The organism is Mesorhizobium oxytropidicola (genome assembly GCF_056174625.1).
This window is the reverse complement of sequence record NZ_CM149692.1, coordinates 4,356,405-4,368,312: the sequence shown is the minus strand read 5'-3', so window position 1 is coordinate 4,368,312 and position 11,908 is coordinate 4,356,405. Positions and strand designations below refer to the sequence as shown.

The following is an 11,908-nucleotide window of genomic DNA, read 5'->3' as shown; positions in this document are numbered from 1 at the left end:
CCGTGTCTGACATTCTGCGCAAGATCGAGGCCTACAAGCGCGATGAGATCGCGGCGGCCAAGGCACGCGTGCCGCTGGCCGAGATCAAGGCGCGCGCGAAAGATGCCGACGCACCGCGCGGCTTTCTCGCCGCACTCGAGGCGAAGCACAGATCGGGCGGATTCGCCCTGATCGCCGAAATCAAGAAGGCCAGCCCCTCCAAAGGGCTGATCCGGGCCGACTTCGATCCACCGGCCTTGGCGCAGGCCTATGAAAAGGGCGGCGCCGCCTGCCTTTCGGTGTTGACCGACGCACCGTCCTTCCAGGGTGCGCCGGAATTTCTCACCAAGGCACGGGCAGCCGTTGCCCTGCCCGCGCTGCGCAAGGATTTCCTGTTCGATCCCTATCAGGTCTATGAGGCCCGCGCCTGGGGCGCGGACGCCATCCTGATCATCATGGCCAGCGTCGACGATGCTTTGGCGAGCGAACTGGAGGCGACCGCATTCGAACTTGGCATGGATGCGCTGATCGAGGTGCATGACGAGGCCGAGACGCTGCGCGCGGTAAAACTGTCGTCGCGGCTGATCGGCATCAACAACCGCAATCTGAGAACGTTCGAAACCAGCCTCAAAACCTCGGAGCGGCTGGCGCCGATGGTGCCGAGCGGCCGCCTGCTGGTCAGTGAGAGCGGCATCTTCACCCATGACGACTGCCTCAGGATGCAGAAGACCGGCATCGGCACCTTCCTCGTCGGCGAGAGCCTGATGCGGCAACAGGATGTCACCGCGGCCACGCGCCTGCTTTTGACGGGCAAGGCGCCGGCCGAGGCTATCTGACAATGACATCAGCCCTCACCCATCTCGGTAAGCAGGGCGAGGCCAACATGGTCGATGTCGGCGACAAGGAAGAGACGACACGCACCGCGATCGCCGAGGGGTTCGTCTCGATGCAGCCCGAGACGCTGAAGACCATCCTCGCCGGCAACGCCAAGAAGGGCGATGTGCTCGGCACCGCGCGCATCGCCGGCATCATGGCCGCGAAGAAGACGCATGAACTGATCCCGCTCTGCCATCCACTGCTGCTCACCAAGGTTTCCGTCGACATCGAGCCCGACCATGCGCTGCCCGGCCTGAAGGTCACCGCGCTGGCGCGCGTCACCGGCAAGACCGGCGTCGAGATGGAGGCGCTGACCGCAGCGTCGGTCGCCTGCCTGACCATTTACGACATGGCCAAGGCCGTGGACCGCGCCATGGTCATCTCCGGCATCCGCCTGGTGGAAAGACCGGCGGCAAGTCCGGCGACTACAAGGCGGGCGCCTGATGGCGCTGGTTCCCGTCGCCGAGGCGCTCGAACGCCTGCTGGATGGCGCAGCACCCCTGGCCGGCGAAAGTGTTTCTCTCTTCGAGGCGGTCGATCGTGTGTTGGCGGAGCCTGTCGTGGCCCTGCGCACCCAGCCGCCCTTCAATGCCTCGGCCATGGATGGTTACGCGGTCCGCACTGCCGATGTCGCGTTCGTGCCGTCGAAACTCTCGGTGATCGGCATGGCACCGGCCGGGCGCGGCTTTGACGGCTCGGTCGGCGAGCGCCAGGCGGTGCGCATCTTCACCGGCGCGCCGCTGCCTGAAGGCGCCGACACCATCGTCATCCAGGAAAACGTCCGGGATCTCGGTGGCGGCAATATCGAAGTGATTGAGCCCACCGGTGAGTGGCGCAACATCAGACGTGTCGGCCTCGACTTTTCCAAAGGCGACGTGCTGCTGGAAAGCGGCCGCTTGCTCGACCCGGCAGCGCTTTCGCTGGCGGCATCAGCCAACCGTCCAGCAGTCACAGTGGTCAAACGGCCGCTGGTCGCCATAATCGCCACTGGCGACGAGTTGTTGCCGCCCGGCAGCGAACTCGGGCCGGACCAGATCATCTCGTCCAACGCCTATGGCGTCGCCGCTGTCGCACAGTCGGTCGGCGCCCGCGCGCTCGATCTCGGCATTGCCGCCGATCGCAAGGAGGCCATTGCCGCGCTGGTGCAAAAAGCGGTCGCGGCTGGTGCGGATGTCATCGTTACCCTTGGCGGCGCCTCGGTCGGCGATCACGATCTCATCCATGACGTGCTGACCGGTGAAGGCATGACGCTCGGCTTCTGGAAGATCGCCATGCGCCCCGGCAAGCCGCTGATGTTCGGGCGCCTCGGCGCTATCAGGTGCATCGGCCTGCCCGGCAACCCGGTGGCAAGCCTGGTCTGCTCGCAATTGTTCCTGAAGCCGCTTCTGGCAAAGCTCGGCGGCCGCAATCATCGCCAGGACATACGTCCGGCGCGGCTTGGCGCCGCAATGCCAGCCAATGATCTGCGCCAGGATTATGTGCGGGCGGTGGTCAGGGAAGACGAGGACGGGCTGGTGGCGACGCCGTTCAGCATCCAGGATTCTTCGATGCTGCGGATGCTGGCCGACGCCAACGGGCTGATCGTGCGGGCACCGTATGCCCCCGCATCCGCTGCCGGCGACACTTGCAGCGTGCTGATGCTGCGCTGAAGAACTGCCACGTAAACCGCTGATAATGTGTAAAAATGGTCTCTGTTATTCCGAGATCAACGTCCGCGTCAGCGCATGCGTCGGATCGGCAAGTCCATCGACAATGTCGTAGTGATGCCGGTCGGGCTCGACCACTGCGCTGGTGGTGGCGCCAAGGCCGGTCCAGATGTTGGCCAGCAACGCAGTCTGGCGCAGGAACTCCGAGCGCTCGCCGCCGCCGGCCCAGCAGGTGATGCGGGTGCCATCCAGGGGGCGCAGCAGCGCCGGGCTTTCCACCAAGGCTTCGGCCTCATCGATTGCCAGTGCCGCATTGTGCCCGGTGAGCATGAGTGGACGCAGGTCATGCAGGCCTGAGATCGAGACGACGTGGCGTATGCGCTTTGCCACGTCGGCGGCCAGAGGCGTCGACGTGGTCACCATGCGGCTGGCGAGATGGCCGCCGGCCGAATGCCCGGTCAGCATCAGCGGTCCCTCGACCATTGCCGCCGCCTTTTCGATTGCCGCGCCAATTTCGCGGACGATGCCGGCGATGCGTATGTCCGGACACAGCGTGTAGGACGGCATCGCCACGGCAAAGCCGTTGCCGACCGCGCCCTTGGCGAGGTGCGACCAGTCGCTCTTGTCGGACTCCAACCAGTAACCGCCATGGATGAACACGACGAGCCCCTTAGGAGCCGCCGTGGGCAGGAAAAGATCGAACCGATTGCGCGGTCGCTCGCCATAGGCGACATCGATGCGTGCCCGGCCCTCAGCCAATAGCCCGTCCCGAAACGCTTGCGCCGGTTCGGTCCACGCGGCCGGCCAACGGTCGCTGCCGGCGATGTTCGCGCCATTGGCGTAGGCATTGTCCCAATCGGCAATGCGGTGTTCGAGCATCGGCACCCTCCCCAAAGCGCATCCGTTTGGCGCTAGCAATGGCCGTCACCATGCCATGCGTCAATGCCTCGTGGCAAAAACATTTTAGGCTTGAAACAAATTTCGACTGGTGCGATCCTGCCCGGAGAACAGCCGACAATGGGAGGTCTGCTGTGCTGTCCAAACCTGCGGATGTTCACCCTTCCCGGTGGCGTCGTCGAACAGCTGGCTGCACGAAACCTCTCGCGAAAGATGGGAACTTAAGATCCACCACCTCGGACAGTGCTTCGCGCATCTGACCAGGTAGCAAATGGGATGGCGGCGACATGCTTGGGCCTTCAGCGCATATCGACACGTTCACGCGCGATCATCTGCCGCCGCCGGATCAATGGCCGGATTTCCTGCTCGACGGTTTCGACTATCCCGAGCATCTCAACGCCGGCGTCGAATTGACCGACAGGCTGGTCGAGAAGGGCCTCGGCGACCACACCGCCCTGATCGGCAATGGCCGCCGCCGCACCTACAAGGAACTGTCCGACTGGACGAACAGGCTGGCCCACGCGCTGGTCGAGAATTACGGCGTCAAGCCGGGCAACCGGGTGTTGATCCGCTCCGCCAACAACCCTGCAATGGTCGCCTGCTGGCTGGCCGCCACCAAGGTCGGAGCCGTCGTCGTCAACACCATGCCGATGCTGCGCGCCGGCGAACTCACCAAGATCGTCGACAAGGCGGAGATAACCATCGCGCTCTGCGACACCAGGCTGATGGACGAGATGACCGCCTGTGCCAAGGACAGCGCCTTCCTGAAGCAGGTGATCGGCTTCGACGGCACCGCCAACCATGACGCCGAGCTCGACCGCATCGCGCTCGACAAGCCGGTCACATTCACCGCCGTCAACACCGGCCGCGACGACGTCGCCCTGCTCGGCTTCACTTCGGGCACGACAGGCGTGCCGAAGGCGACCATGCATTTCCACCGCGATCTTCTGATCATCGCCGACGCCTACGCCCGCGAGATCCTCCAGGTGACGCCGGACGATATCTTCGTCGGCTCGCCGCCGCTGGCCTTCACCTTCGGCCTTGGCGGGCTCGCCATCTTTCCCCTGCGCTTCGGTGCCGACGGCAACGTTGCTGGAACAGGCGACGCCGCCCAACATGATCCACATCATCGAAACCTACAAAGCGACCATTTCCTTCACCGCGCCGACCGCTTACCGCGCGATGCTGAAAGCCATGGATGAAGGCGCCGACCTGTCGTCACTGCGCGTCGCCGTTTCGGCCGGCGAGACATTGCCTGCTCCGGTCTTCGAAGAATGGACTGAGAAGACCGGCAAGCCGATCCTCGACGGCATCGGCGCCACCGAAATGCTGCACATCTTCATCTCCAACCGCTTTGACGACAGGAAGCCGGCGTCGACCGGCAAGCCGGTCGGCGGCTACGAGGCGCGCATCGTCGACGACGCAATGCGCGAGGTGCCGCGCGGCGAGACCGGACGGCTGGCGGTGCGCGGCCCGACCGGCTGCCGCTACATGGCTGACGACCGGCAGAAGGAGTATGTCCGCGACGGCTGGAACCTCACCGGCGACACGTTCACACAGGACGAGGACGGCTTCTTCCATTTCGCCGCGCGTTCTGACGACATGATCGTCAGCGCCGGCTACAACATTGCCGGCCCCGAGGTCGAGGCAGCGCTGCTGTCGCATCCCGATGTCGCCGAATGCGCTGTCATCGGTGCCGAGGATGGCGAACGCGGCCAGATCGTCGAGGCGCATGTCGTGCTTGTGCAAGGCGTCTCGCCGGACGCGTTGACCATCAAGCGCCTGCAGGACCACGTCAAGGCAACGATCGCGCCTTACAAATATCCGCGCTCGGTCAAATTCATCGCCGCCCTGCCCAAGACCCAGACCGGCAAGATCCAGCGGTTCCGGCTGCGCACGGAGAAAATCAATTGAGCGAGCCCTACGATCCGGCGTCGGAAGGCGCACAGATGTCCTTCAAGGAGCGTATGTCCTACAGCGACTATCTGCACCTGGAAAAAGTGCTGGAGGCACAGACGCCGCAATCGTCGGCGCATGACGAGATGCTGTTCATCATCCAGCACCAGACCTCGGAACTCTGGATGAAGCTCGCTCTGCACGAGATCGGCGCCGCGATCCGCTCCATCCGTGCCGACCGGCTTGAGCCGAGCTTCAAGATGCTGTCACGCGTCGCCCGCATTTTCGAGCAGCTCAACAATGCCTGGGACGTGCTGCGCACGATGACGCCAAGCGAATACACCGAGTTCCGCGACGCGCTCGGCCAGTCCTCCGGCTTCCAGTCCTGGCAATACCGCGCCATCGAATTCATGGCTGGCAACCGCAACCTCGCCATGCTCGGCCCGCACAAGCACCGGCCGGACCTCACCGGAAAGCTGGAGGCGATCCTGGCCGAACCGTCACTCTACGACGAAGCCTTGCTGCTTCTGGCGCGCAATGGATTCGACATCGGCGCTGATGCCAAACGCACGGACTGGCGGGAGACGCGCAGCGAGAATGAAGAAGTCCTGGTCGCCTGGCAGACCGTCTATCGCGATCCGCAGCGCTACTGGATGTTTTACGAACTGGCCGAGAAGCTGGTCGATTTCGAGGACTATTTCCGCCGCTGGCGCTTCAACCATGTCACCACGGTCGAGCGCATCATCGGCCTGAAGCGCGGCACCGGCGGCACATCAGGCGCGTCCTATCTGAAGAAGATGCTCGAGGTCGTGCTGTTCCCGGAACTGTGGACGGTCCGCACACGTCTCTGACGTCTCAAGTTACCGCCGTCTTCACCGCGAAACGCGCTTCCTGCCAGGCGCCAGTTCGCAAAATATCTTCCAGCACCTCGACGGCCTGCCAGACATCCTTGTAGCCGACATAGAGCGGCGTGAAGCCGAAGCGGATGGTCGACGGCGCGCGGAAATCGCCGATCACGCCGCGCTCGATCAAGGCCCGCATCACCTGATAGCCATGCGGGTGGAGGAACGACACCTGACTGCCGCGCGCATTGCCGTCGCGCGGACCTTCGAGTTCGAGGCCGTAGGCGCCGCACCTAGCTTCGACAAGCTGGATGAACAGGTCGGTGAGCGCGATGCTCTTCTTGCGCACCGCCGCCATGTCGACATCGTCCCAGATATCCAGAGCCCCTTTCAGCGCCCGCATCGACAGCACTGGCTGCGTGCCGCACAGGAACCGGCGGATGCCGCTGCCGGCCGCATAGCTTTGTTCAAAAGCGAAGGGCCGCGCATGGCCCCACCAGCCGCTCAGCGGCTGGTGGACATCGTCGTGATGGCGTTTCGCGGCATAGATGAAGGCGGGCGCACCCGGACCGCCATTGAGATATTTGTAGGTGCAGCCGATGGCGAAATCGGCATTGGAGCTGTCGAGTTCGACTGGCAACGCGCCGGCCGTATGACAGAGATCCCAGACGATCAGCGCGCCGACCTGATGGGCTTTGCTCGTCAGCGCAGCCATGTCGCGCAATTGTCCGGATTTGTAGTTGACGTGGTTGACCAGGATGACGGCGACACGCTCGTCGATCAGTTCCTCAATGGTGGGCGCATCAACGCCTTCGAGCCGCAGCACGGTGCCAGGCCGCGTCGAGGCCACGCCTTCGGCCATGTAGAGATCGGTTGGAAAGCTGTCGCCTTCGGCGACGATGATCGAACGGTCGGGCCGCAGGTTGAGTGCGGCATGCAGCACCTTGTAGATGTTGATCGAGGTCGTATCGCAGACCACCGTCTGGCCGGAAGCGGCGCCGATCAGCCGTCCGAGCTGGTCGCCGAGCGCAACCGGCATATCGAACCAGCCGGCGGTGTTCCAGGCACGAATGAGGTCCTGCGCCCACTCCTGCGTCGCCGCCTTCTGCAGCTCGTTGAAGACGGCGGGCGCCGCGGCACCCAGCGAATTGCCGTCGAGGTAGATCACACCTTCCGGCAGAATGAAGCGGTCGCGCATGGCACGCAGCGGATCCGCCGCATCCATGGCTTCGACTGCTGCGAGATCGAGTGTTGCATTCATGATCGATTGTCCTTCGCGCATGGGCGCGCCCAGATGAACACGTCAGGTGAAATCGGCTGGGCAATCATGAGCAGTCTGCCAAACCCTGTCAAACATTATATATAATTTACGCCATGGAAGGCTTTCATATATAATCGTGACGTGACAGCCTAAGGATGGGACAACGATGTTGGACGAAGGACTCTCGAAGACGGAAGCGGCCTACAGGCTGGTGCGTCGCGATATCCTCGCGACCCGTCTGCGGCCCGGCGCGCCGCTCAAGCTCAGCGCGTTGCGCAACAGTTATGGCATTGGCTGGACGCCGTTGCGCGAAGCGCTGTCGCGACTGGAGGCGGAGCGCCTGGTGACTTCCATCAGCAATCGCGGCTTTGCCGTTGCTCCGGTTTCGCGCACCGAATTGGAAGACCTGTCGCGCGCCAGGTGTGTCGTCGAACTGCCACTGCTTCAGGAATCGATCGAGAAAGGTGGCCACGATTGGGAAAACGCGGTCGTCGCCGCCCATTACCGGCTGTCGCGTTGCAAGACCGCTGTCGACGATCCATCCGACGAAGTGGTCGACGAATGGGATGAAAAGCACGAGGCTTTCCACGCGGCACTGCTCAGTGCGGCAGCATCCCCCTGGCTGCTGACCTTTCATTCCACGATCGCGGATCAATTGCGTCGCCATCACCGTTTTCTCGGCTTGGCGCCAACGCTGCGGGCGGCGGCCGGCCTGCAGCATGGTTACGAGGAGGCCGTGGAGGCGTTGCGCCAGGCGGTCGCAATCGAACATCACACCGCGCTCATGGAGGCGGCGCTGGATCGTAATATCGAGCGCGCGAAAACCCTGATGATCGCCCATATCGGCTATACGCTGCATGTCTATGTCCATGCCGGCGACGGCAGCATAAATAAGCGGTAGCGCAACGGGATCACGGACCGAAGCCGGTATGGCAATTTCGTGGCAAAGTTGGCATTTTGGCTTCGTTTCGTTCACGGCAGGCCAAGGATTGGTGAAAGGAGAAAAATCTCTCATCGAGCTTTGTCGGCTACTGATGCCAGACCTCGGAGCAGGATAGGCCACAGGCCATTAACCAAAACAATTTCAAAGCCGGCAAGCGCACCGCGCGGCGGCAGGCAGGCATCGAACACCGCCTGTTGCCGGGCCAAATAATTTCAGACGCCTTAACGAATTCACTAAACTTTAAACAGTTGCAGAACACAACTGGAACAGATAGGGTTTGTTCTGGGTTTGTTTTTCGATTCTGGTTCACACCCTTCGTTCAATGCCTTGGGGGCCGCCATGCTGACACGCAAGCAACATGAACTGCTGATGTTCATTCATGAACGGCTGAAGGAAAGCGGCATTCCGCCTTCCTTCGACGAGATGAAGGAAGCGCTCGATCTCGCCTCCAAGTCAGGGATCCATCGCCTGATCACGGCACTGGAGGAACGCGGCTTCATTCGCCGGCTGCCCAATCGGGCGCGAGCGCTGGAAGTGCTGCGGTTGCCGGATTCGATCGCGCCGGGCCTCAACGCGGCAAAGAAATTCTCGCCAAGCGTCATTCAGGGCAGTCTCGGTCAGGGCGGCCTTGGCCGCCAGATCAAGCCGGCGCCATCACGCTTGCCCGCGGCCGGCAATGATGACGACGCGGTTTCCGCCGTGTCGATTCCGGTGATGGGCCGCATCGCCGCCGGTGTGCCGATCGATGCCATCCAGCATCAGACTCATTCCATCTCGGTGCCGCCGGACATGATCATGGGCGGCGAGCACTATGCGCTGGAGGTCAAGGGCGACTCGATGATCGAGGCCGGCATCTTCGATGGCGACACGGTCATTATCCGCAACGCCGATACGGCGAGCCCGGGCGAGATCGTCGTGGCGCTGGTCGACGACGAGGAAGCGACATTGAAGCGGTTCCGCCGCAAAGGCGCCTCGATCGCGCTTGAAGCCGCCAACCCGGCCTACGAGACGCGTATTTTCGGGCCGGACAGGGTCAAGGTGCAAGGCAAGCTCGTAGGGCTGATCCGGCGCTACTGAGCAGGGACGGCAGCCGGTTTTTCGGCTTTTTGATAGGGCAGCAGCCCCCTCGCCTCGCGTGAATATTTTCGCTGTGCATGCCAGGGCCGATACGGCCCGTCCACCGCGAAGTTGACGGTTGGCGGACCGGTCGCCGATTGGCGGTCGAAGAAGACGGCGGCACTACCTTTGCGGGCAAGTTGCCGTTTGGTGACGACAAGAACCAGCGGATTGTGGCAGGCATCATAGCCGGTTGCATCATTGACGACGATCAAATCGGCGAAACCGCAGGCCTTCCAGGTGTCCTTGCGGTCTTCGACATGTGCGATGATCGCACCGGACGGGTGCCGGGCAAGACAGACGCCATCCGTGCAGTAGAACGGAGCTCCCGGCGGGAGGTTGACGGCATCGGCAATGTCGAATTGCCCATCTGCCTTGCTGAACATCTCCGGCACGACGATGGTTTCGGACACCAGCGCGCGTTTCCAATTGTCGATGGTGAATTCGTTCGGGCGAGCCCGGCTGACCGCGAGTTCGCCGCCGCCGATCGGCAGCGCGACCAGCCGCGCATCTTCCGAGATCAGTACGTCCGGCGTGCGCGTATCCGACACCGTCAACAAGCCGGCAAGCGCGAATGGCACTGCCGCGAGCCGCAACCAGGTCGTCGCCATCGTCGCGATGACCAAGGCGACGGTCACCAGCAGCACCGAGTGCTGCGAAATCAACCCGACCGCATCGATTGGGGAGCGTTCCGAAATCCACGCGGATATGGCGATCATCGCCGTCAGGCCTTTGCCCATTAGGTAGAGGGATGGCGCATCCAATCCAAACGGCATTAGCAATGCACTGGCAACGGCCAGGAACATCACGACTGACACGATCGGCATGACGGCCAGATTGGCGAACAGGCTGAGCGGCGACACACGCTGGAAATGCCAGATGGCGAACAGCGCCGTGGCGCAGCCGGCTATGATGGAGGTAATCGCCAACCCGCCCGTCGCCAGCAGGAATTTTCGCGTCAGGAATCCGGGCAAGGATCGCTTTGGCGGTGGCGGTCTTACCTTTCCCGCGTGGTGGTCCGCCCAGCCGGCATAGGCACCGACCAGCGCGGCCGTTGCGGCGAACGACATCTGGAAACTCGGGCCGACCACTTCGTGCGGCGACACCACGATGACGGCGATCGCCGAGATCGCCAGATTGCGCATCGTCAGCGCCGCGCGATCAAACAGCACGGCAATCAGCATCACCGCCAGCATTATGAAGCTGCGTTCGGCGGCGACGACGACACCCGAAATCACGAGATAGGCGGCGATCGAGAACAGGGCCGCGGCGGCCGCGTATTTCTTCACCGGCCGACGTGCTGAAAAATCCGGAAACAGCGCGAAGGCACCGCGCAGCAGACCCATGATGGTGCCGCCGACCAGCGCCATATGCAGTCCGGAAATCGAGATGATGTGATAGATACCGGTACGCCGCATCGCTTCGTTGATTTCGTCGGGAATGCCCGCGCGGACACCAACGATGAGCGCCGCCGCGATCTCACCTTCAGCACCACCGACAGTGGCCCGGATATGGTCGGCGATGGCTTCACGGGCATTTTCTACCCCGGGAGAAAAGCCGGGCCGACAACGGCATCTCACCATCATCGGCTGCAACAAGCTTCGGATTGCCGAGAAAGAAGCCGCTGCCGCCAATGCCGGCGAAGTAGCTGTCGAAGGAGAAATCGTAGCTGTCCGGTCGCACCGGGCCGGTCGGCGGCAACAGTTTGGCATAGCCGGTGACCAGGGAGCCGGCGGTCATTTCCGCAGGGACATTGCGCGCCGAAAGCCGGACCCTTTCCGGCGCATAGCGCAGTGTCGGCCGGGCGGTCGACGTCACGTCGATGGTCAGCCGGATGCGGCCGGTCTCCATCCGGTCGAGCGAAACGACGCGGCCGGTCACCTGCGTCGAGATTTCCGAACCCAGCATCTGGGTACCCGCCCGCCATGTCTCGGCCTTGGCGGCAAGCAGGCCAAGCGCGCACAACAATGCCGCCGTGAAGCCCAGATGGGTTTTCGGCCAGGAACGCGAAACAAGCGCGCAGATCGCCAACAGCACGACGACCGCGACAGGCTTTGCAAAATCAGGCTCCGCCGCCAGCGAATAATAGCCGATCGCACCAGTGGCCAGACAAACCGGCACCAGCAGGAAGGCGATGCCCCGGTCAAGCTCGAGCTCGGCTGCGGTCGCCACACTGTAGCGCAGGCGGGGCCACGAAACCTGGCCGAGTTGCCGCCGGACACGCACAATCCGGCCCGAGGCAGTGGACGGAAGTGGCGCCGGGATATCCGCCTGCGGCAGCTGGCTGCCGGAGCCTGGCACAAGAGGCGATGGTGGCAGCGAGGCTGGCGGCGGGATCGCAAACAGGGATCGCTCGCTGACGCCAACACTAGCGTCCTCGCCCCGATCCGAGCCCCGGCCTCGTCCAGCCATCGGGTCTGCCCCTTGCACCCCTGACGCCCTATGCTACATG

Annotated in this window: 7 protein-coding genes and 3 pseudogenes; 7 read left to right on the top strand and 3 right to left on the bottom strand. The window is 63.2% G+C overall.

Annotation, left to right across the window (positions count from 1 at the left end):
• Positions 1-2 precede the first annotated feature (2 nt).
• The 3 genes and pseudogenes from trpC (at position 3) to AC0V8S_RS21735 (ending at position 2,504) form a co-directional block, all read left to right on the top strand.
• Positions 3-815, top strand: a complete 813-nt coding sequence (gene trpC, locus AC0V8S_RS21745; RefSeq protein WP_475433264.1) for an indole-3-glycerol phosphate synthase TrpC — start codon at positions 3-5, stop codon at positions 813-815.
• Positions 816-817: 2 nt separating this feature from the next.
• A pseudogene (moaC, locus tag AC0V8S_RS21740) lies at positions 818-1,299 on the top strand (cyclic pyranopterin monophosphate synthase MoaC).
• Positions 1,299-2,504, top strand: a complete 1,206-nt coding sequence (locus tag AC0V8S_RS21735; protein WP_475433262.1) for a molybdopterin molybdotransferase MoeA — start codon at positions 1,299-1,301, stop codon at positions 2,502-2,504. Before moaC ends, AC0V8S_RS21735 begins: the two are co-directional and overlap by 1 nt.
• A gap of 45 nt (positions 2,505-2,549) precedes the next feature.
• On the opposite strand, the gene AC0V8S_RS21730 is transcribed toward AC0V8S_RS21735, so the two are convergent.
• Entirely contained in the window at positions 2,550-3,380 is an 831-nt protein-coding gene (locus tag AC0V8S_RS21730; RefSeq protein ID WP_475433260.1) for an alpha/beta hydrolase, read from the bottom strand.
• 305 nt (positions 3,381-3,685) lie between these two features.
• Here AC0V8S_RS21730 and AC0V8S_RS21725 point away from each other — a divergent pair.
• Positions 3,686-5,312 (top strand): annotated as a pseudogene (locus tag AC0V8S_RS21725) (AMP-binding protein).
• The gene (kynA, locus tag AC0V8S_RS21720; protein WP_475433258.1) at positions 5,309-6,145 is read left to right on the top strand and encodes a tryptophan 2,3-dioxygenase; all 837 of its coding nucleotides are present in this window, start codon (positions 5,309-5,311) and stop codon (positions 6,143-6,145) included. Before AC0V8S_RS21725 ends, kynA begins: the two are co-directional and overlap by 4 nt.
• A 4-nt stretch (positions 6,146-6,149) precedes the next feature.
• Here kynA and kynU read toward each other — a convergent pair whose 3' ends face one another.
• Complete coding sequence (kynU, locus tag AC0V8S_RS21715; RefSeq protein WP_475433256.1) at positions 6,150-7,397, bottom strand: kynureninase; 1,248 nt, start codon at positions 7,395-7,397, stop codon at positions 6,150-6,152.
• Between the two features lie 166 nt (positions 7,398-7,563).
• Between kynU and AC0V8S_RS21710 the strand changes: the two genes are divergently transcribed.
• Positions 7,564-8,298 (top strand): GntR family transcriptional regulator, encoded by a 735-nt coding sequence (locus AC0V8S_RS21710; RefSeq protein WP_183459802.1) that lies wholly within the window; start codon positions 7,564-7,566, stop codon positions 8,296-8,298.
• A 381-nt stretch (positions 8,299-8,679) separates the two neighbouring features.
• Entirely contained in the window at positions 8,680-9,417 is a 738-nt protein-coding gene (gene lexA / locus AC0V8S_RS21705) for a transcriptional repressor LexA (RefSeq protein WP_475433253.1), read from the top strand.
• Here lexA and AC0V8S_RS21700 read toward each other — a convergent pair.
• Positions 9,411-11,868, bottom strand: a pseudogene (locus AC0V8S_RS21700) (ComEC/Rec2 family competence protein). The gene lexA and the pseudogene AC0V8S_RS21700 overlap by 7 nt on opposite strands.
• Between the last annotated feature and the right edge of the window lie 40 nt (positions 11,869-11,908).